At 68.5% G+C, this 19,962-nt stretch carries 18 protein-coding genes; 10 read left to right on the forward strand and 8 right to left on the reverse strand.

The features are described from left to right. Positions 1 to 4: 4 nt before the first annotated feature. The 9 genes from ACZYRS_RS25075 to ACZYRS_RS25115 all read left to right on the forward strand — a co-directional run bounded on the left by ACZYRS_RS25075 (position 5) and on the right by ACZYRS_RS25115 (position 8,944). On the forward strand, positions 5 to 1,213 hold the full coding sequence (locus ACZYRS_RS25075) for an aspartate aminotransferase family protein (protein ID WP_198788196.1): 1,209 nt from the start codon (positions 5 to 7) through the stop codon (positions 1,211 to 1,213). Then, positions 1,210 to 2,145, forward strand: coding sequence for an ornithine carbamoyltransferase (argF, locus tag ACZYRS_RS25080; protein WP_198788197.1), 936 nt, complete (start codon positions 1,210 to 1,212; stop codon positions 2,143 to 2,145). Before ACZYRS_RS25075 ends, argF begins: the two co-directional genes overlap by 4 nt. A gap of 33 nt (positions 2,146 to 2,178) precedes the next feature. Beyond that, on the forward strand, positions 2,179 to 2,496 hold the full coding sequence (locus tag ACZYRS_RS25085; RefSeq protein ID WP_463421412.1) for a YkgJ family cysteine cluster protein: 318 nt from the start codon (positions 2,179 to 2,181) through the stop codon (positions 2,494 to 2,496). Between the two features lie 76 nt (positions 2,497 to 2,572). Continuing rightward, a complete protein-coding gene (kynB, locus tag ACZYRS_RS25090) occupies positions 2,573 to 3,220 on the forward strand; it encodes an arylformamidase (protein ID WP_463421413.1) in 648 nt (215 codons plus the stop codon). A gap of 133 nt (positions 3,221 to 3,353) precedes the next feature. Further along, on the forward strand, positions 3,354 to 4,631 hold the full coding sequence (gene kynU / locus ACZYRS_RS25095) for a kynureninase (protein WP_463422533.1): 1,278 nt from the start codon (positions 3,354 to 3,356) through the stop codon (positions 4,629 to 4,631). Between the two features lie 14 nt (positions 4,632 to 4,645). Continuing rightward, a complete protein-coding gene (locus ACZYRS_RS25100; RefSeq protein WP_463421414.1) occupies positions 4,646 to 5,149 on the forward strand; it encodes a hypothetical protein in 504 nt (167 codons plus the stop codon). A gap of 16 nt (positions 5,150 to 5,165) precedes the next feature. Beyond that, the gene (gene kynA, locus ACZYRS_RS25105) at positions 5,166 to 6,014 is read left to right on the forward strand and encodes a tryptophan 2,3-dioxygenase (RefSeq protein WP_463421415.1); all 849 of its coding nucleotides are present in this window, start codon (positions 5,166 to 5,168) and stop codon (positions 6,012 to 6,014) included. Between the two features lie 220 nt (positions 6,015 to 6,234). Continuing rightward, positions 6,235 to 7,620: a reverse transcriptase family protein gene (locus ACZYRS_RS25110; RefSeq protein WP_463421416.1), complete on the forward strand. Its 1,386-nt coding sequence runs from the start codon at positions 6,235 to 6,237 to the stop codon at positions 7,618 to 7,620. 73 nt (positions 7,621 to 7,693) lie between these two features. Beyond that, entirely contained in the window at positions 7,694 to 8,944 is a 1,251-nt protein-coding gene (locus ACZYRS_RS25115; protein ID WP_463421417.1) for an SMI1/KNR4 family protein, read from the forward strand. A gap of 23 nt (positions 8,945 to 8,967) precedes the next feature. On the opposite strand, the gene ACZYRS_RS25120 is transcribed toward ACZYRS_RS25115, so the two are convergent. The 7 genes from ACZYRS_RS25120 to ACZYRS_RS25150 all read right to left on the reverse strand — a co-directional run bounded on the left by ACZYRS_RS25120 (position 8,968) and on the right by ACZYRS_RS25150 (position 16,721). Then, entirely contained in the window at positions 8,968 to 10,152 is a 1,185-nt protein-coding gene (locus tag ACZYRS_RS25120) for an FAD-dependent monooxygenase (RefSeq protein WP_463421418.1), read from the reverse strand. A 4-nt stretch (positions 10,153 to 10,156) separates the two neighbouring features. Next, positions 10,157 to 10,438: a DUF6587 family protein gene (locus ACZYRS_RS25125; protein ID WP_463421419.1), complete on the reverse strand. Its 282-nt coding sequence runs from the start codon at positions 10,436 to 10,438 to the stop codon at positions 10,157 to 10,159. Between the two features lie 34 nt (positions 10,439 to 10,472). Beyond that, complete coding sequence (gene feoB, locus ACZYRS_RS25130; protein WP_463421420.1) at positions 10,473 to 12,368, reverse strand: ferrous iron transporter B; 1,896 nt, start codon at positions 12,366 to 12,368, stop codon at positions 10,473 to 10,475. After that, positions 12,361 to 12,666 (reverse strand): FeoA family protein, encoded by a 306-nt coding sequence (locus tag ACZYRS_RS25135; protein WP_463421421.1) that lies wholly within the window; start codon positions 12,664 to 12,666, stop codon positions 12,361 to 12,363. The genes feoB and ACZYRS_RS25135 overlap by 8 nt, the downstream gene beginning before the upstream one ends. Positions 12,667 to 12,788: 122 nt before the next feature. Next, the gene (locus ACZYRS_RS25140; protein ID WP_463421422.1) at positions 12,789 to 13,253 is read right to left on the reverse strand and encodes a metallophosphoesterase family protein; all 465 of its coding nucleotides are present in this window, start codon (positions 13,251 to 13,253) and stop codon (positions 12,789 to 12,791) included. Positions 13,254 to 13,268: 15 nt separating this feature from the next. Continuing rightward, on the reverse strand, positions 13,269 to 16,136 hold the full coding sequence (locus tag ACZYRS_RS25145; RefSeq protein WP_463421423.1) for an aconitate hydratase: 2,868 nt from the start codon (positions 16,134 to 16,136) through the stop codon (positions 13,269 to 13,271). 162 nt (positions 16,137 to 16,298) lie between these two features. Then, entirely contained in the window at positions 16,299 to 16,721 is a 423-nt protein-coding gene (locus tag ACZYRS_RS25150; RefSeq protein ID WP_463421424.1) for a hypothetical protein, read from the reverse strand. Between the two features lie 144 nt (positions 16,722 to 16,865). Between ACZYRS_RS25150 and ACZYRS_RS25155 the strand changes: the two genes are divergently transcribed. Further along, positions 16,866 to 17,720 (forward strand): helix-turn-helix domain-containing protein, encoded by an 855-nt coding sequence (locus tag ACZYRS_RS25155; protein ID WP_463421425.1) that lies wholly within the window; start codon positions 16,866 to 16,868, stop codon positions 17,718 to 17,720. On the opposite strand, the gene ACZYRS_RS25160 is transcribed toward ACZYRS_RS25155, so the two are convergent. After that, positions 17,623 to 19,917 carry an acyl-CoA dehydrogenase gene (locus ACZYRS_RS25160; RefSeq protein WP_463421426.1) on the reverse strand — a complete coding sequence of 765 codons (2,295 nt, stop codon included), beginning with the start codon at positions 19,915 to 19,917 and terminating at the stop codon, positions 17,623 to 17,625. The genes ACZYRS_RS25155 and ACZYRS_RS25160 overlap by 98 nt on opposite strands. Positions 19,918 to 19,962 lie beyond the last annotated feature (45 nt).

The following is a 19,962-nucleotide window of genomic DNA, read 5'->3' on the forward strand; positions in this document are numbered from 1 at the left end:
CCCAATGAGCGCTACCGCCCAACCCACCTCGCCCCACGTCATGAACACCTACGGTCGCCTGCCGATCGCACTGTCGCATGGCCAGGGCTGCCGAGTCTGGGACACCGCGGGCAAGGCCTACATCGACGGTCTGGGCGGCATCGCCGTCAACACGCTGGGCCACAACCACCCAGAACTCGTGCCCGCGTTGCAGGACCAGCTGACCAAGCTGATCCACAGCTCCAACTACTACCACGTGCCCGGCCAAGAGCAACTGGCCGCCAAGCTGACCGAGCTTTCGGGCCTGACCAACGCATTCTTCTGCTGCACCGGCCTCGAAGCCAACGAAGCAGCCTTGAAGCTCGCGCGCAAGTTCGGCCACGACAAGGGCATCGAGCGCCCCGAGATCGTCGTCTACGAAGCGGCCTTCCACGGCCGCAGCATCGCCACCCTGTCGGCTACCGGCAATCCCAAGGTGCAGGCCGGCTTCGGCCCGCTGGTGGAGGGCTTCATCCGTGTGCCGCTGAACGACATCGAGGCGCTCAAGAAAGCCACCGAGGGCAACCCCAACGTGGTCGCCGTGTTCTTCGAGACCATCCAGGGCGAAGGCGGCATCAACCCGATGCGGGTGGATTACCTGAAGCAAGTGCGCCAGCTCTGCGACGAGCGCGACTGGCTCATGATGATCGACGAAGTGCAGTGCGGCATGGGCCGCACCGGCAAGTGGTTCGCCCACCAGTGGGCGGGCATCAAGCCCGACGTGATGCCTCTGGCCAAGGGCCTGGGCTCGGGCGTGCCGATCGGCGCCGTCGTGGCCGGCCCCAAGGCCGCCAACATCTTCGGCCCGGGCAACCACGGCACCACCTTCGGCGGCAACCCGCTCGCGATGCGTGCCGGCGTGGAAACCATCCGCATCATGGAAGAGCACAAGCTGCTGGAGAACGCCGCCACCGTGGGCGCGCACCTCAAAGCCGCGCTGGAGCGGGAAATCGGCGGCCTGCCGGGCGTGAAGGACATCCGCGGCCAGGGCCTGATGCTGGGCATCGAACTCGACCGTCCCTGCGGCGTGATCCTGAACCGCGCGTGCGACGCCGGCCTGCTGCTGAGCGTGACCGCCGACAAGGTGATCCGCCTGGTGCCCCCGCTCATCCTGAGCATTGCCGAGGCCGACGAGATCGTCGCGATCCTCGCGCCGATCGTCAAAAACTTCCTGTCGGAGCCTGCCGCGCAATGACGACCGTCACGACACCGCCCACCATCCGCCACTACCTGCAGTTCGCCGACCTCACGGCCGACGAGTACGTCTACCTCTTCGATCGCATGGCGATCATCAAGAAGAAGTTCAAGACCTACGAAAAGCACCAGCCGCTGACCGACCGCACGCTGGCCATGATCTTCGAGAAGGCCAGCACCCGCACCCGCGTGAGCTTCGAGGCCGGCATGTACCAGCTGGGCGGCAGCGTGGTGCACCTGACCACCGGCGACAGCCAGCTGGGTCGCGCCGAGCCCATCGAGGACAGCGCCAAGGTCATCAGCCGCATGGTCGACCTCGTGATGATCCGCACGTTCGAGCAGACCAAGATCGACACCTTCGCCGCGCACTCGCGCGTGCCCGTCATCAACGGCCTGACCAACGAGTTCCATCCCTGCCAGATCCTGGCGGACATCTTCACGTACATCGAGCACCGCGGCTCGATCCAGGGCAAGACCGTGGCCTGGGTGGGCGACGGCAACAACATGGCCAACACCTGGCTGCAGGCCGCCGAGATCCTGGGCTTCACCGTGCACGTGAGCACGCCCAGCGGCTACGAGGTCGACCAGTCGATCGCGGGCATCCGCTCGGGCGACAGCTACAAGGTCTTCAAGGACCCGATGGAAGCCTGCCGCGGTGCCGACCTCGTTACCACCGACGTCTGGACCAGCATGGGCTACGAAGCCGAGAACGAGGCGCGCCGCAAGGCCTTCGCCGACTGGTGCGTCGATGAAGACATGATGCGCATCGCCCAGCCCGGCGCCCTCTTCATGCACTGCCTGCCCGCGCACCGCGGCGAGGAAGTGCAGGCCGAGGTCATCGACGGCCCGCAGTCGGTGGTGTGGGACGAGGCCGAGAACCGCCTGCACGCCCAGAAGGCGCTGATGGAGTTCCTGCTGCTCGGCAAGCTCTGAGCACCTGAAGAAGAAAAGAAGAAGGCGCGGCGCGTGTCCCCTTGCCAGCAATGCGGCGCCTGCTGCGCCGCCTACCGCGTCGACTTCAGCGTGCATGAGCTCGACGACAACGGCGGCCGCGTGCCGTCGGGCCTGGCGGTCGAGGTGAACGACGCCCTCTGCCGCATGCGCGGCACCGACCACACGCCGATGCGCTGCGCGGCGCTCACCGGAAAGATCGGCCAGTCGGTGGCCTGCGCCATCTACGAATGGCGCCCCAATCCGTGCCACGAGCTGCAGTCCGGCAGCGACGCCTGCGAGCGGGCGCGCGCCCGGCACGGGCTCCTGGCGCTCTCATCGCTGGGTCCCTGAAGCCACATCATCTGGTCACGTGGTGTGTTGGAAATAACCGACACCACGACCCCTCGCCCGGCGCTAACTTCGCGCCATGCGTTCTCTGCAACCCCAACCCCGCGTCTGGGACATCTCGCCTCCGGTGCATGAAGGCGCGCCCGTATTCCCCGGCGACACGCCCTACCAGCAGCGCTGGGCGGCGACCATTTCGCCGGACTGCCCGGTCAACGTCAGCGAGATCAAGCTCTCGCCCCACATCGGCGCGCATGCCGATGCGCCCCTGCACTACGACCCCGAAGGCCAGACCATCGGCCATGTCGATCTCGCGCCCTTCCTCGGCCCCTGCCGGGTGATCCATGCGATCGCCAAGGGCCCACTGATCGAGTGGGAGCACATCGCGCATGCGGTCACGAGCGACCTGCCGCCCCGCGTGCTGGTGCGCACCTACGCCGCGATGCCCGTCGGCCATTGGGACCCGCAACTCGCGGCCTACGCGCCCGCCACCGTCGAGCGCCTCGCGGCCATGGGCGTGAAGCTCATCGGCATCGACACCGCCAGCATCGACCCGGCCGACAGCAAGACGCTGGAGAGCCACCAACGCATCCGCCGCCTGGACCTGCGCGTGCTCGAGAACCTCGTGCTCGACGACGTGCCCGAGGGCGACTACGAACTCATCGCGCTGCCGCTCAAGCTGGTGAGCGCCGATGCCTCCCCCGTTCGCGCCGTGCTGCGCAGTCTATGAATCTCCCCCAGTCTTCGCGCACTTCGTGTCGCTACGCCAACCCCCTCGCCGGGGGCAACACCAGCGGCCCGGCAAAGCCGGTTCCGCGGTGTTCCACGACCGAAGCATCGCCAACCCCGACCCCACAAAACCCATCATGACCCTTGACGATTGCCGCGCGCTCGACGCGCAAGACCCGCTGCGCGCCCTGCGCGACCAATTCATCCTGCCCGAGGGCGTGCTCTACCTGGACGGCAACTCGCTCGGCGTGCTGCCCAAAGCCGCGCCCGCGCGCATCGCCGAAGTGGTGACAAGGGAATGGGGCGAAGGCCTCATCCGCTCGTGGAACACCGCGAGCTGGTTCGACCTGCCGCAGCGCCTGGGCGACAAGGTGGCCCGGCTCATCGGCGCGGCGCCCGGCGAGGTGGTGTGCACCGACAGCACCTCGGTCAATCTCTACAAGGTGCTGTTCGCCGCGCTCTCGCAGCAAAAGGACAGCGGCCGCAAGCTGGTGGTGAGCGAGCGCAGCAACTTCCCGACCGACCTCTACATCGCCGAGTCGCTCTGCCGCGAGCGTGGCTTCACGCTCAAGCTGATCGATGCGAGCGAACTTCCCGCGGTGCTGAACGAAGAAGTGGCCGTGCTGATGCTCACGCACGTCAACTACCGCACCGGCGCCATGCACGACATGAAGGCCATCACCGCCGCCGCGCACGCTGCGGGCGCGCTCACGGTGTGGGACCTCGCGCACAGCGCGGGCGCCGTGCCGGTTGCGCTCAACGACAGCAACGCCGACTACGCGATCGGCTGCGGCTACAAGTACCTGAACGGCGGCCCCGGCGCGCCGGCCTTCGCATGGGTCAACACCCGGCACGCGGGCCAATTCGAGCAACCGCTGTCGGGCTGGTGGGGCCACGCGGCGCCCTTCGAATTCACGCCGCACTACCGGCCCGCGCCGGGCGTGGGCCGCTACCTCTGCGGCACGCAGCCGATCATCGCGCTGGCAGGCCTCGAGTGCGGCCTGGACACCGTGCTCGCCGCCGAAGCCTTCAACAAGGACCAGGGCGCGATGGCCGCGCTGCGCACCAAGTCGCTCGCGCTCACGGACCTCTTCATCGCGCTGGTCGAAGAACGCTGCAAGGGACAAGGCCTCTCGCTCGTCACGCCGCGCGACCATGCGCAACGCGGCTCGCAGGTGTGCCTCAGCCGCGAAGAAGGCGCCTACGCCATCGTGCAGGCGCTGATCGCGCGCGGCGTGATCGGCGACTACCGCGCCGGCGATTCGCAGATGCCCGACATCCTGCGCTTCGGCTTCACGCCGCTGTACATCGGCTTCGAGGACGTGTGGAACTCGGTCGAACACCTCGTGCAGGTGCTCGAATCGGGCGAGTGGAAGCGCGAAGAGTTCAACCGCAAGAACGCAGTGACCTGAGCAGCGCCCGCCCCATGAAACACCGATTGATCGCATTCATCGCTTCGCTCGTTCTCCTGCTCGTGGTCGCACCGGCCTTCGCGCAGCAGCCGGCCTTCACCCTGCCGCAACTCAAGGCCCTCGCCGCAATGGCGCCCGATGCCTTCCGCCAGGAGATCAAGCGCCAGGGCTTCTCCTACAGGGACAAGACCGTGACCGAGGAGGTCAGCATGATCGAGTACGAAAAGTTCGTGGACGGCGAGACCACGAACCTCATGAAGTCCACCTACGTGGAAAGCCGTGCCGGCGAGAACAGCATCCAGCTCTCGACGACCGACAAGGCCGCGTTCGAAACGCTGGTGAAGGAAGCGCGCGGCGCGGGCTACGCACCGGCCGACAAGGGCCGCATCCCGGGCGGAGAGACCTATCAGGAGTTCAAGCGCAAAAGCGTGGGCACCGGCGAAGTCGTGCGCTTCGTCTATCCGAAGAAAGAGTCCGGCATGGGCCGCGTTTCCTATACCGCCGTCGTCTGGCGATGACCGGCCTGCGCACACCATGAGCACCGACAAATCCCCCGAGCACATCGTCCACGACGAGAAGGCGCAGCTGGACTTCAGCAAGTCCATGAGCTACGGCGACTACCTGCACCTGGACGAAATCCTCAACGCGCAGCATCCGCTCTCGCCCGCGCACGACGAGATGCTGTTCATCGTGCAGCACCAGACCAGCGAGCTCTGGATGAAGCTCATGCTGCACGAGTTGCGCGCCGCCACCAGCTGCATCGCCGGCGAGAAACTGGCCGACGCCTTCAAGATGCTCGCGCGCGTGAGCCGCATCATGGAACAGCTGGTGAGCGCGTGGACCGTGCTCTCGACCATGACGCCGCCCGAGTACACGGCGATGCGCCCGTACCTGGCCAACTCCAGCGGCTTTCAGAGCGCGCAGTACCGCTGCATCGAGTTCGCGCTCGGCAACAAGAACGCCGCGATGCTCAAGCCGCATGCGCACCGTGCCGACCTGCTCGCGCAGGTCGAGGAGGCCTACCGCTCGCCATCGCTCTACGACGAGTCGCTGCGGCTCCTCGCGCGCCACGGGCTGCCGGTGCCGGCCAACCGGCTGGAGCGCGACTGGACGCAGCCCTATGAATCGAGCGACGGCGTCGAGGCGGCATGGCTCACGGTCTACCGCAACCCGCACGACCACTGGGACCTGTACCAGCTCGGCGAAAAGCTCACCGACCTGGAAGACGCCTTCCGCCTCTGGCGCTTTCGCCATGTGACCACGGTCGAGCGCGTGATCGGCTTCAAGCGCGGTACCGGCGGCACGGGCGGCGTGAGCTATCTGCGCAAGATGCTGGACGTGGTGCTGTTCCCCGAGATCTGGAAGCTGCGCACCGACCTCTGAGCGTCACGGACCGCGTGCAACAATCGCCGCGGCACCGGACCTTCAAGACTCGACAAGGCAGGCGATTCATCGCTTTCCTTGTGCTGCGGGGCACCCCCGCGGTGGATGGATGGGTACGCATTTCGGCGCGTGAGCGGGACTGCGCTGTCGCGCAGCGCAGCTGGCGCATCACCGGCTGGTTGAAGGGCCGGTTGCCACCTCGTTCCACTTCATCGCCTTCATGACGCGCGAACCGAGCTACAGGGAATGGATTGCACGCGGTCTCGCGCACGCCCTGCTGGCCGATGCGAGGCAGCCGGGCGGCACCGCGCCCGATGCGCTGCGTGCGCGGGCCGAGGCCGCGCTGGGCGCCAATCCACCGTGGCTGAAACTGCTGGCCGAAGAACTCGGCACACGTTCGCTCGCGACATGGCAGCGCACCGATCTGCAAGGCCTGACCCAGACGATCCTCGACACGCCGGCGCTGGAACTGGCTTTCGAACAGGACGAATTGCCGCGCATTCGCCGGCTCATCCTGCGGCCTGCCGAAATGCTGCCGCGCCCGATGGGCCTGGACGATTTCGCGCTGCCCCGCCTGCCCACGCTGGCCGATCTCGCGCAGTGGCTCGAGCTCGAACCCGACCGCCTTGCATGGCTCACGGCCGCGTCGCAGGCCTTCCGCGCGCCCGACGCATCGCGCCCGCACCCCGCATCGCACTACCGCTACCAACTGCAGCCCAAGCGCCTCGGCGGCCTGCGGCTGCTCGAGATCCCGAAGGCGGACTTGAAACGCGTGCAACGCCGCATCCTCGAAGACCTGCTCCAGCGGGTGCCCGTGCACGAGGCGGCCCATGGTTTCGTGCAGGAGCGCTCGGTCGCGAGCCACGCGGCTGCGCATGTCGGCAAGGAAGTGGTGATCGGCTTCGACCTGCGCGAATTCTTCCCCAGCGTTCGCGCATCGCGCGTGCATGCGCTGTGGCGCACGCTGGGCTATCCCGACGGCGTGGCGCGCGCGCTCACCGCGCTGTGCACGCACCGCACGTCGCCAGCGGTGATCGATCGTCTTCGCGACGACGGCGGGCTCGACTGGATGGGCGCCAAGCGCCTGGCCGACGCGCATCTGCCGCAGGGCTCGCCCTCTTCGCCCGCGCTGGCGAACCTCTGCGCCTTTCGCCTCGACCTGCGGCTCGAAGGGCTGGCGTGGGTCTTCGGCGCCACCTACACGCGCTATGCGGACGATCTCGTGTTCTCGGGGCCCGCATCGCTGCGGTCGCAGTTCAGCGCCCTGCGCGCATGGGTCGACGGCATCGCCGCCGACGAAGGCTTCGCGCTTCATCCGCGCAAGGTGCGCTGCATGCCGCAGCACCGCCAGCAGCGCGTGACCGGCGTGGTCGTGAACGAAAAGGCGAACACGCCGCGCGCCGACTTCGATCGCCTCAAAGCCGTGCTGCATCAGTGCGTGCTGCACGGCCCCGCCAGCCAGAACCGCGCGAAGGCGACCGACTTTCGCGGCCACCTGCTGGGCCACATCGCGTGGATCGGTCAGTTCAATCCGGCGCGCAAGGCGAGGCTCATGCGCCTCTTCGAACGCATCGAATGGCCGGCGACCGCGCCGCCGCCGGCCTGAACCTTCGAATGTAGTGCTTGCTACGCCTGCGCAAAGCGCTACATTTTTGGCAACAACGACGGAGGCGACTGCCATGCACAACATCCGGTTCTCACCCGACGAGATCTCCACCTTGCGGGCCCACGGCGTCGTGCTGTTCGCGGACCGCGTGATCTTCGATGCGCAGCCGCCGATGCCCGCGCAACAGATCGCGGCCGTGCAGGCGCTCTGCGCAGGGCCGATTCCCGAAGCGCTGGTCGCGCTGTGGCAAGAGTCGGCGGGCGGGCGCCTGGACTACGACCTCGCGCTGCCGATGAACGGCAACATCGAGAGCGTGAGCTGGTCGGAAATCTTCTGGGACGGCAGCGACGGCTACCGCGACCTGCAGGGCTGGATCGAGCATGAACAGGAACTGGCGCAAGACGCCGCAGCGGACGGCGGCGCACCCTGGAGCGGCAAGCTCACCCACCTGCCCTTCGGCGGCTTCGAGTACCTGGACCGCGTCTACGCCGTGGTCGAGCCCGGCGAGGCCTACGGCCGGGTCATCGCATGGAAGCAGGGCCTGCCGCCGGCCTGGACGCACGCGCTGCACGAAGACACGCTGAGCGCCGTCGCGCCCGACCTGCACGGCGCGTTCGCCGCATTGCACCTGGACGAAGACCCGCTGGCGCCCACGAGCGACTACTTCTCGGGGCAGACGCTGCTGCAGTACCTGGACGACCGCCACCAGGACCACGGGCTGGACCTCGACCTGATGGACAAGCTGGTCACCTTCTACTGCCGCGCCGTGGTCGACTGGCGCACGCCGCTCGCGGACGGCACGCTGCGCCATCACCCGGCGCTCGCGCGCGCGGCGCTGCACCACGCGATCGCGACCGACGATGCGCCGCTGGTGGTCGAGTTGGCCGCCTCGGGCGTGCGCTTCGACGGGCCGCAGCAAGGCAGCGCCCTCGCGACCGACGTGGCGCTGGGTCAGAGCGCCTTCGCAGCGACCGCGGCCCTGGTGCGCGCGGGCGCGCCGGTGGCGGCCGACGCCTTGCGCAACGTCGACGGACAGATCGCGCCCGAGCTCACGAGCGCGCTGCTGGCCAACGGCGCGGAGCCGAGCGTCGCGGCGATCGTCAAGTGCGTGGCGTGCGGTGCGCCTGCGAGCGCGCACCTGATCGCGGATGCCTGTGCGGAAACCGGCATCGACGTGCCGCCGGCCTTTGTGGCGGACCGCGATGCGATGCTGGCGGAGCTGGAAACGACGCTGGTGAAAGTGCGCGATGGCTCGCTCGGGCACTACCTCGGGCCGGAAGGCCTGGCCGAACGCATCGAGCACCTGCAAACCTTCAGGCTCTGAAGGTCGGAGGGCTCAACCGCCGCTCACCCCCCGTACAGCCAGGGCTGGTCGAGCAACCGCGCGCCGAGCGAGCGCATCGCGAGGTCGCGCCCCACGCGCATCACGCCGGTGGCATGGAAGACCTCGCCATTGCGCCGCGCACGCGCCTGCACTTGCGCATTGCGCTGCCAGCGCGCCTCGGCGTAGCGCGCGAAGGCTGCGGGCACGTCGGCCGCGCTGCCATCGCCGAGCGCATCGGCCAGCGCGACCGCATCCTCGATCGCCATGCCGGCGCCTTGCGCGAGGTACGGAACCATCGGGTGCGCCGCGTCGCCCACCAGCGCGACGCGCTCGTGGGCCATGTCGGCGGCGGAGGTCAACGGCGCGCGGTCGCTCAGTGACCAGGCACGCCAGCCGGGCATCGCTTCGAGCAGCGCCTGCAGGCCGCCGCCGCTGCGGCCCGTGGCTTGTTGAAGGGCCGCGATGCTGCTGGACTGGTCCCAGTCGCGCGCATCGCCGGCCGGTGCGGATTCGGCGATCACCACCACGTTGAGCCACTCGCCGCCGCGCACCGGGTACGCCACGGCATGCAGGTGCGGGCCCAGCCAGACATCGACCTGCTGGCGCCGCAATGCAGCGGGCAGATCGCTTTGCAGCGCCAGCGCGCGCCACGCCGTGTGGCCGGTGACGCGCGGCGGCTCCGCGGCCGAGGGGGTGTCGAGCTGGCGCCGCACCAGGCTCCACAGGCCATCGGCACCCACGAGCGCCTCGCCCTCCCAGGCGCGCGCGTCGGTGCTCGAGACGCAGACGAGATCGTCGCTGGTCTCGATCTGCGTGATCTGCGCGGCGGTCACCAGCGCGCCGGTGCCACGCGCGCGCACCGCTTCGAGCAGCAGCGCATGCAGGTCGGCACGGTGGGCGCAGAAATAAGGGGCGCCGTAGCGCTGCTGCATCGCGTCGCCCAGCGGCAAGCGGGCCAGCACGGCGTCGCTGCCGGCGCTGCGGACCACCAGCGCATCGGGACGCGCCGCGATCTTCGCGAGGCCCGAGCCCAAGTCCAGTTGTTGAAGACGCCGCGTGACGTTGGGCCCGAGCTGCACGCCGGCCCCGATCTCACCGAAGGCCGCCGCCTGCTCGAAGACGTCGGCGCGATGCCGGCCCCGCGAAAGCGCCAGCGCCGTGGCCAGCCCCCCGATGCCGCCCCCGGCGACGAGGATGTGCGTGGGCATCGGCTCAGAGACTGTTCGAGACGGCCTTGTCGGCTTGCGTGGCGTTGGTGTTGCCGGGTTTCTTGGGAGCGCAGCTGCCGCAGGTGTCGCACGAGCCGCAGCCCGAACTCTTGGCGAGCGATGCGGCCAGCTGGTTGGCGCGCTCCTGGTCGACCAGGCCCGCGCGCTGCGAGCCGGCCGCGAGCTTGTAGGCGGCGCTGCGGCGCCAGCCTGCGGGCATCCAGCGCCACACCGCGTAGAGCGCGGCCGCTGCGACGATCAATCCGACGATCAGTTGCTGTGCCATTTCTTCTTCAAACCTTTCAGCGTCAGGAGCGGTTTTAACCCGCGCCCAGTGCCACTGCAACGTGGTAGGTGATGAAACACGCTGCATAAGCCAGCGCGAACAGGTAGCCCGCCATGATCCACACGTACTTCCACGAGGCCGTCTCGCGCTTCACGGCGGCCAGCGTCGAGATGCATTGCGGCGCGAACACGTACCAGACCAGCAGCGACAGCGCCGTGGCCAGCGACCAGCTGCCGGCGATCAGCGGCTCGAGCGCGCCCGCCACGTCGTCGCCGGTGGCCGAGAGCGCGTACACCGTGCCCAGTGCTCCCACGGCCACTTCGCGCGCCGCCATGCCCGGCACCAGCGCGATCGAGATCTGCCAGTTGAAGCCGATGGGCGCGAAGATGTATTCGAGCCCGCGGCCGATCATGCCGGCCAGGCTGTACTGGATGGCCGGACCCGTGGCGCCTTCGGGCGGCGACGGGAAGGTCGAGAGGAACCACAGCAGGATCGTGAGCGTGAGGATGATCGTGCCCACGCGCTGGAGGAAGATCCATGCTCGTTCATAAAGTCCCACAACCAGGTTTCGAGGGTTCGGCCAGCGGTAGGCGGGCAGCTCCATCAGCAGCGGCGAATGCTGCGTGTTGTCGCGAAAGCGCTTCATCACCCAGGCCACGGCCATCGCCGAGACGATGCCGAACACGTACAGCGCGAACAGCACCACGCCCTGCAGGTTGAAGACGCCACCCACCGTGCGCGCCGGAATGAAGGCCGCGATCAGCAGCGCATACACCGGCAGCCGCGCCGAACAGGTCATGAGCGGCGCGATCATGATGGTGGTGATGCGGTCGCGCCAGTTGCTGATGGTGCGCGTGGCCATCACGCCCGGAATGGCGCAGGCGAAGCTGGAGAGCAGCGGAATGAACGAGCGGCCCGACAGGCCCACGGTGCCCATCACGCGGTCGAGCAGGAACGCGGCGCGCGGCAGGTAGCCGGAGTCTTCCAGCGCGAGGATGAAGAGGAACAGGATCAGGATCTGCGGCAGGAACACGATCACGCCGCCCACGCCGGCGATCACGCCGTCCACCAGCAGGCTCTGCAGCATGCCCTCGGGGATGGCTGTCTTGAGCAGGCCGCCGAGCGCCTCGGTACCGGCCTTGATGGCGTCCATGGGCACGTTGGCCCAGCTGAACACGGCCTGGAACATCAGGAACATCGTGACGGCCAGCACCACCATGCCCCAGATGGGATGCATCACCACGCTGTCGATGCGGTCGCTGGTGGCCAGGCTGCCGACCGGCTCCTTCACCGCAAGGCCCAGGATGCGGCGCACCTCGCGCTGCGTGGCCAGAACGTCGTCCAGGCCCGGCGCCTGCCAGGGCTGCGGCGCGGCGGCGGCGACCGGTGCGTCCAGCGCCTCGAGCAGGTTCTTCGCGCCGCCGGTGTGGACGCCGACGGTCTCGATCACCGGCACGCCCAGTTCGCGCGAGAGCACGGCGGTGTCGACCGCGATGCCCTGCTTCTTGGCCATGTCGGTCATGTTGAGCGCCACCACCATCGGCAGGCCCAGCTTGCGGGCCTCCAGCACGAGGCGCAGGTTCAGCCGCAGGTTGGTCGCGTCGGTCACGCACACCAGGAGGTCGGGCAGCGCTTCGTTGCTCTGGCCGGTGACGATGTCGCGGGTGACGGCCTCGTCGGCGCTCAACGCATTCAGGCTGTAGGCGCCCGGCAGGTCGAGCACGAAGACGCGGCGGCCCGTGGGCGTGCGCAGCGTGCCTTCCTTGCGCTCGACGGTCACGCCGGCGTAGTTGGCCACCTTCTGGCGGCTGCCGGTCAGGAGGTTGAAGAGCGCGGTCTTGCCGCAGTTCGGGTTGCCCAGCAGCGCGATGCGCCCCGGCTGGGCGGTGGGGGCGAAACCGCCCGGCCCCTGGATGACGGCTTCAGCCATGGTCGGCGGCTCCGGGTGTGACGTGGATCAGCGCGGCCTCGTGGCGGCGCAATGCAAAGGTGGTGTGGCCCAGCCGCACCGCCAGCGGCTCCCGGCCCGGGATGCCGCTCGCGACGATGCGCACCGCTTCGCCCGGAACGAAGCCGATTTCGGTCAGGCGCAGCACGAGTTCGCGGTCGTCCGCGCCCTCGGGACGGGCCACGTCGATCACGGTGGCCCATTGGTTGTTGGGAAGCTGGTCGAGGCGCAGGGCGACGGCGGTGGAGGCCGGCGCGGTGCCGAAATCTTTGGTTCGCACGGTGGGGCGGCGCCCTGGAGACCGGGACGCACCTGTAAGCAAAACCTAGATGCTATCAATTCTCAATTGGCGTCACCTGACTAAAGCCCTATGACCACGCGGATCGCGTCTTTTGCGCGCATTCAGGTCAAGGCCAGTTCGACGATGCGTGCGTTGACCGAATCGCCATCGACGATGAGTTCGGCGACGGCGATTGGCAATTTGAATCTGCGCGGACCGGCACTGCCCGGGTTCACGTAGAGCACGCCGCCGCGCTCCTCGATCTTCGGTTTGTGGGAGTGGCCGGAAATGACGACGCGCACGCCGGCCGCGGCGGGATCGATGTCGATCTGCGAGAGGTCGTGGATGGCGTAGATGACCACGCCGCCGACCTTCAGAAATTCCGTCTCCGCGATGCCATCGGCCCACGGCTCGCGATCGTTGTTGCCCCGCACGACCGTCAGCGGCGCGATGGCCGCGAGCGCTTCGAGGATGCCAGCATCGCCGATGTCCCCGCCATGCACGATGAAGTCGCTCCCCTGCAAGGCCGCCACGGCCTGCGGACGCAGCAGGCCGTGGGTGTCGGAGATGAGCCCGACGCGGATCAAGCCTTGATCCGGAGCTCAGGCGGCCAGCAGCTGCCGCAGCACGAACGGCAGGATGCCGCCGTGCTTGTAGTAGTCGACCTCGATCGGCGTGTCGATGCGCAGGCGCACCGTTACCTCCTGGTGCGTGCCGTCGGGGCGGTGCACGACCAGCTTCACATCCATCTGGGGCTTGAGTTCGCCGCCGATCACCACGTCGATCTGCTCGTCGCCCGTCAGGCCCAGCGTCTGCCACGAATCGGCGCCGCGGAACTGCAGCGGCAGCACGCCCATGCCCACCAGGTTGGCGCGGTGGATGCGCTCGAAACTGCGCGCCACCACGGCCTTGATGCCCAGGAGCTGCGTGCCCTTGGCCGCCCAGTCGCGCGAGGAGCCCGTGCCGTATTCCTCGCCGCCGAACACCACCGTCGGCACGCCTTGCGCCATGTACTTCATGGCGGCGTCGTAGATGAACATCTTCTCGTTGCCCGGCTGGAAGCGCGTGACGCCGCCCTCTTCCTGCGTGCCGTTGGCGTCCGGCGGAATCATCAGATTCTTGATGCGCACGTTGGCGAAGGTGCCGCGCATCATCACGTCGTGGTTGCCGCGGCGGGAGCCGTAGCTGTTGAAGTCGGCCTTGGGCACGCCGTGCGCCTTGAGCCAGATGCCCGCGGGCGAGCTTTCCTTGATCGAGCCGGCCGGCGAGATGTGGTCGGTGGTGATCGAGTCGCCGAAGAGCGCCATGATCCGCGCGCCCTTGAAGCCCGCGTCGGTGGCGTGCGGCTTCATCTTGAAGCCCTCGAAGAACGGCGGCTCGGCGATGTAGGTCGATTGGGGCCAGTCGTACACCTGGCCGTCGGTGCCCTTGATGCTGCTCCAGAACTTGCCCGGATCGGTCTTGACCTTGTCGTAGTTCGCGCGGAACGACTTGGCGTTCATCGCGAAGCGCAGGTTCTCGTCGATTTCCTTGGGGCTCGGCCAGATGTCGCCCAGGTACACGTCCTTGCCGTTCTTGCCCTTGCCCACCGGCTCGGTCATGAGGTCGGTCATCACGTTGCCCGCGATCGCGAAGGCCACCACCAGCGGCGGCGAGGCCAGGAAGTTGGCCTTCAGGTTCGGATGGATGCGCGCCTCGAAATTGCGGTTGCCCGAAAGCACGGCCGCGCCGATGAGGTCGTTCTTGGTGATGGCCTCGTTGATCTCGGGCGTGAGGTCGCCCGCGTTGCCGATGCAGGTGGTGCAGCCGTAGCCCGCGAGATAGAAGCCCAGCTTCTCCAGGTACGGCAGGAGGCCCGCTTTCTCCAGGTATTCGGTCACGATGCGCGAGCCCGGCGCCAGCGAGGTCTTCACGTGCGGCTTGACCGTGAGGCCCGCCTCCACAGCCTTCTTGGCGAGCAGGCCCGCCGCGAGCATCACGCTCGGGTTGGAGGTGTTGGTGCACGAGGTGATGGCCGCGATCAGCACGTCGCCGTTGCCGATGGTGACCTGGCCCTTGGGCGCCGGCGGCGCCGTGGCGCTGGTGTGCGCCGCGGCCTTGGTCGAGCGGTTGGCCACCATCTCGACCAAGTCGCGCGGCGAGCCGGGGGCGGGAGCGGCCGCCTCGTCGTCGGTGCTTGCGCCGGCGATGGCGAGCGGGTAGCGCAGCTTGAGCTTGTCGGCCGGCTGGTTGAAGCCGTTGGCGTCGTTGGGCTTGCTGTAGAGCTCGGAGAACTTGGTGGACAGGTGGCCCAGGTCGATGCGGTCCTGCGGGCGCTTGGGGCCGGCCAGGCTCGGCGACACGGTGCCCAGGTCGAGCCGGACGATCTTGGTGTAGTCGATGTCGCCCGGCGCGGGCATGCCGAACAGGCCCTGCGCCTTGTAGTAGGCCTCGAAGCGCTCGACCTCTTCCTTGGTGCGGCCGGTGCCCTCGAAGTACGCCACGGTCATCTCGTCGACCGGGAAGAAGCCCATCGTCGCGCCGTATTCGGGCGCCATGTTGCCGATGGTCGCGCGGTCGGGCACGGCGATCGATGCGGCGCCGGGGCCGAAGAATTCGACGAACTTGCCCACCACTTTCTCGGTGCGCAGGATCGCGGTGACGTACAGCACCAGGTCGGTCGCCGTCACGCCTTCGCGCAGCTTGCCGGTGAGTTCGAACCCCACCACGTCGGGCGTGAGCATGTAGACCGGCTGGCCCAGCATGGCCGCCTCGGCCTCGATGCCGCCCACGCCCCAGCCGACCACGCCGATGCCGTTGATCATGGTGGTGTGGCTGTCGGTGCCGACCAGCGAGTCGGGGTAGTAGGTGGGCGTGTCTGCCTTGTCGTGCGGGCTCTTGTAGACGCCGCGCGCGAAGTATTCGAGATTGACCTGGTGCACGATGCCGAAGCCCGGCGGCACGACACGGAAGGTGTCGAAGGCCTGCATGCCCCACTTCATGAACTGGTAGCGCTCGTTGTTGCGCTGGAACTCCAGCTTCATGTTCAAGTCCAGCGCCTTGGGGGTGCCGTAGTAGTCGACCATCACCGAGTGATCGACCACCAGGTCCACGGGCACCAGCGGCTCGATGGTCTTGGGCGACTTGTTCAGCTTGGCGGCCACGCTGCGCATGGCGGCCAGGTCGGCCAGGAGCGGCACGCCGGTGAAGTCCTGCAGCACCACGCGGGTGACGACGAAGGGAATCTCGTCGGTGCGCTCTGCGTTGGGTGCCCAGTGGGCCAGCTCTTCGACGTGCTTGGGCGAGACTTTCTGGCCATCGCAATTGCGCAGCACCGACTCGAGCACGATGCGGATCGACACGGGCAGCCGCTCGATCGTGGGGTATTGCTTGGCCAGCTCCTTCAGGGACCAGTACTTGCCGGACTTGCCCGATGCGGTCTTGAAGGTCTTGAGGGTGGACGCAAAGGCGTGAGCCGGTGCTTTGGCCATAGAGGAACTCCTGTTGTTTCGTGGAAGCTCCTCAAGGATAGCGGGGATCAATGTCAATCGTTGTAGTCGGTCTTCCCTGCCGCGCTCTCTCCGCGCTATGTTCCTCATAGCGAGAAATGCCGGGTAAACGGGCGTTGCCGGCACCTCTCGTGTCGCCTGCGGTCAGGCCCGCGCCATGCCGGCGCGACTGCTCGCGCGGCGCGTGCGGCGCAGGCCCGTCCATTGCAGCTCGGCCAGCACCACCACGCACAGGGCCTGCGCAAGCACCCAGGCCATGCCCAGCGCGGTGACCGCGAACACGCCGCTCACCAGGAGCGCAGCGCAGGCCACGGCCCAGCCGAAATTGCCCGCGACGACGAGCCCGATCAGGGTGCGCGGCGACGTGGCGCGGGTGGCCATGAAGGCCGCTAGCGCCGCATAGGCCAGCAGGAACACGCCGGTGCCCATCAGCAGCGCCGCAGGCAGCCCGGTCAGCTGCGCCAGCGCGTCGGTGAAAACCACCTGCAGCGCGCCGGTCGCGGCGCAGGAGGCGGCGTCGGCCCACATCACGTTGGGCAGGAAGCGGGGGGAAGCGAAGACGGACATGTGGATCTCCTTTGGCTGTTCACTGGGTGAATACGCTGCGAGCCATTCCCGCCGCGTTGGAGCCAATGATTCCGGCCCGCATGCATCGCGTCGATGACCTGGGAGGTCATGGCGCCGGGCCGCCGCCACGCCAGAATGCGGGCCATGAACACCACCCGCAGCAGCACCCATTCGTCCAAGGCCAGCCAGCCCGGCGCGCGCGATCCGTTCGGCGCGCACCTTCGGCACTGGCGCACCCACCGGCGCCTGAGCCAGCTCGACCTGGCGCAGGAGGCCGAGGTCTCGACCCGGCACCTGAGCTACGTGGAAACCGGCCGCGCCGCGCCCAGCCGAGAGATGGTGCTGCGCCTGGCCGAGCGGCTCGAAGTGCCGCTGCGCGAGCGCAATGCGCTACTGGTGGCCGCGGGATTCGCGCCCATGTACCGCCAGCGCTCGCTCGACGACCCGGCCATGGCCGCGGCGCGGCGTGCGGTCGACCTGGTGTTGAAGGGGCACGAGCCCTTTCCCGCGCTGGCCGTGGACCGACACTGGAACCTGGTGGCGCACAACGCGCTGGTCCCGTTGCTGATGGAAGGCGCGGCCCCCGAGTTGCTGAAGCCGCCCATCAATGTGCTGCGCCTGAGCCTGCATCCCGAGGGCGTGGCGCCGCGCATCGCCAACCTTGCGCAATGGCGCACCCACCTGCTCGAGCGGCTGCTGCAGCAGATCGCGGCCACCGGCGACGCGACGCTCCAGGCGCTGCACGATGAACTGGCGGCCTACCCCGCGCCCGCCGTGAGCCACGACGCACCCGCCATCGACACCGCGCTGTCGGCCGTGGCCGTGCCCTTTCAGGTGGTCATGCCGAGCGGCGTGCTGAGCTTCATCAGCACCATCACGATCTTCGGCACGCCGGTCGATGTCACGTTGCAGGAACTCGCGGTGGAGTCGTTCTTTCCGGCGGACGAGCAGACGGCGGCGGCGTTGACGGCACTGATGGCGGCGCAGCAGGCGGGTTGACGGACGAGCCGGCAGGCCGGTCGAGATCGGCACGGCCGTCCGCGTTGCGTGCCGGGCCTTCGAAGTCGTCCACCTGGATGACCTTGTCGGCGGCGCGCAGGTAGGCCAGCGCCAGTTCCGGGTCGGGCGCCGAGCGGGCAGCTTCTTCCAGCGAATTCGTGCGGCGCAATACCTTGTTGAGCGCGGCCGTCGTATCGCCCGCATCACCCAGTTGCGCGCCCAGCTCCATCGCATGCATCAGGTCGCGCAGGCCCCCGGCCGCGGGTTCGCTGAGGTCGGGCGCCAGGCGCTCGACGATGCGCGGGTTCGTGCGCAACAGGTCCGCCAGCTCGATGAGCTGCACGTCGCGCAGCGGCGCCAGGTGCGCGGTGCGGCGCAGCACCAGCGCGCCGATCACGCGGCGGCCGGCCGTCGGCAGGTTGGCATAGAGGTCGCGCAGGATATTGCCCGCCTCGTCCAGCTGCAGCCGGATCGCGGCCTGCGCGAACGGCAGCAGCTCGGGCGCCGCATCGACGCGATACCGCCAGACGCACGCGCTTGCCAGGTACAGGTGCGCGAGCACGTCGCCCAGCCGCGCCGAGAGCAATTCCATGCGCTTGAGCTTGCCGCCGAGCATGCCCATCGCGAGGTCGGCGGTGAGCGCGTACTTGGCGCTCATGCGCGCGATGAGGCGCGCCTCGCGCTCCAGTTCATCGGGCGGCGTGCCGAGCACCGGCGCGCCGAAGAGGCTGTGCCACAGGTTGACCATCACGTGCTTGCCGTGCGCGATGAGCGCCTTGCCGAGCGCGGTTTCGTCGTTCGCCTGCACGGCCGCCATTTCGTCGAGCACGTGCGGATGGCAGCGCACCGCGCCCTGTCCGAACACGATCAGCGCGCGCGTGAGGATGTTCGCGCCCTCCACCGTGATGGCGATCGGCGCCTGCCGGTACGCCACGCCCAGCAGGTTCGACGGGCCCGAGATGATGCCCTTGCCGCCGAGGATGTCCATGCCGTGGTTCACCGCGCGGCGCCCCGCCTCGGTCAGCTGCACCTTGAGGATCGCGCTCGCCACGCTGGGCCGCTCGCCCTTGTCGAGCGCGGCGGCCGTGAAGCGCCGCGCCGCATCGCTCGCGTAGAGCTCGGCCGACATCTGCGCGACGAGCCCCGCGATTGCATGGAACTTGCCCACCGGCAGGCCGAACTGCTCGCGGATCTGGCCGTAGCCGTTGCTCACGTACAGCGCCGTCTGCTGCATCGAGGAGCCGAGCGCGGGCAGCGAAATCGCGCGGCCCGCGGCCAGGCACTCCATCAGCATGCGCCAGCCCTGGCCCACTTGTTTTTCGCCGCCGATGATCCAGTCCATCGGCACGAAGACCTGGCGCCCGTGGATCGGGCCGTTCATGAAGGCGCTGTCCATCGGGCGATGGCGCCGGCCGATCTCCATGCCCTCGTGCGGCACGGGAATCAGCGCGCAGGTGATGCCGAGGTCTCGCTGGCCTTCGGGCCGGCTCTCATCCACCGCATGGAAGGCCAGGCCCACCACGGTGGCGACAGGCGCGAGCGTGATGTAGCGCTTGTCGAAATCGACCAGGAAGCCGCGCGTCGGCTTGCCGTTGAACTCGCGCTCCACGATCACGCCGCGGTCGGGAATCGATGCCGCGTCGGAGCCCGCGTAGGGCGACGTCAGCCCGAAGCACGGCAGCTCGCGGCCATCGGCCAGGCGCGGCAGGTAGTGCTCCTTCTGCGCGTCGGTGCCGTAGCGCAGCAGCAGTTCGGCCGGGCCGAGCGAGTTGGGCACCATCACCGTGACGGCCGTGGCCACGTTGACGGTGGCGATGCGCGCGACCACCGTGGCGTGTGCGTAGTGGCCGAAGCCCAGGCCGCCGAACTCCTCGGGAATGATCATTCCGAAGAAGCGCTTCTCCCGCAGGAACCGCCACACCTCGGGCGGCAGGTCGTGTGCCTGGTCGATGGCGTGGTCGTCCAGCATGCGGCAGAGCGCGCGCACCTCGTTGTGCAAAAACGCCTGCTCGCGTTCGGTGAGCTGGTTGGGCCCCATGGCCGTGAGCGCGTCGAAGTCCGGGTGGCCCGCGAAGAGCTGGCCTTCGAAGCCGACGGTGCCGGCCTCCAGCGCCGCACGTTCGGTGTCGCCCAGCGGCGGCAGCGCCTTCGAGAAGGGCTGCATGGCCCATCGGCCGATCAATGAAGCCAGAGGCATGGGGTCTCCTTCGCCGCGACGGTTGCGCGGCTCGGGTTCCATGCT

It is taken from the genome of Variovorax sp. AC194, assembly GCF_979257995.1.

What these genes read in the sequence shown, in the direction of transcription:
- ACZYRS_RS25100 (WP_463421414.1), top strand. Translation starts at nt 4,646, where the DNA reads ATGAAACACCGATTGATCGCATTCATCGCTTCGCTCGTTCTCCTGCTC.
- ACZYRS_RS25155 (WP_463421425.1), top strand. Translation starts at nt 16,866, where the DNA reads ATGAACACCACCCGCAGCAGCACCCATTCGTCCAAGGCCAGCCAGCCC.
- kynB (WP_463421413.1), top strand. Translation starts at nt 2,573, where the DNA reads ATGCGTTCTCTGCAACCCCAACCCCGCGTCTGGGACATCTCGCCTCCG.
- ACZYRS_RS25120 (WP_463421418.1), bottom strand. Translation starts at nt 10,152, where the DNA reads ATGCCCACGCACATCCTCGTCGCCGGGGGCGGCATCGGGGGGCTGGCC.
- ACZYRS_RS25125 (WP_463421419.1), bottom strand. Translation starts at nt 10,438, where the DNA reads ATGGCACAGCAACTGATCGTCGGATTGATCGTCGCAGCGGCCGCGCTC.
- feoB (WP_463421420.1), bottom strand. Translation starts at nt 12,368, where the DNA reads ATGGCTGAAGCCGTCATCCAGGGGCCGGGCGGTTTCGCCCCCACCGCC.
- argF (WP_198788197.1), top strand. Translation starts at nt 1,210, where the DNA reads ATGACGACCGTCACGACACCGCCCACCATCCGCCACTACCTGCAGTTC.
- ACZYRS_RS25075 (WP_198788196.1), top strand. Translation starts at nt 5, where the DNA reads ATGAGCGCTACCGCCCAACCCACCTCGCCCCACGTCATGAACACCTAC.
- kynA (WP_463421415.1), top strand. Translation starts at nt 5,166, where the DNA reads ATGAGCACCGACAAATCCCCCGAGCACATCGTCCACGACGAGAAGGCG.
- ACZYRS_RS25110 (WP_463421416.1), top strand. Translation starts at nt 6,235, where the DNA reads ATGACGCGCGAACCGAGCTACAGGGAATGGATTGCACGCGGTCTCGCG.
- ACZYRS_RS25115 (WP_463421417.1), top strand. Translation starts at nt 7,694, where the DNA reads ATGCACAACATCCGGTTCTCACCCGACGAGATCTCCACCTTGCGGGCC.
- ACZYRS_RS25145 (WP_463421423.1), bottom strand. Translation starts at nt 16,136, where the DNA reads ATGGCCAAAGCACCGGCTCACGCCTTTGCGTCCACCCTCAAGACCTTC.
- ACZYRS_RS25160 (WP_463421426.1), bottom strand. Translation starts at nt 19,917, where the DNA reads ATGCCTCTGGCTTCATTGATCGGCCGATGGGCCATGCAGCCCTTCTCG.
- ACZYRS_RS25150 (WP_463421424.1), bottom strand. Translation starts at nt 16,721, where the DNA reads ATGTCCGTCTTCGCTTCCCCCCGCTTCCTGCCCAACGTGATGTGGGCC.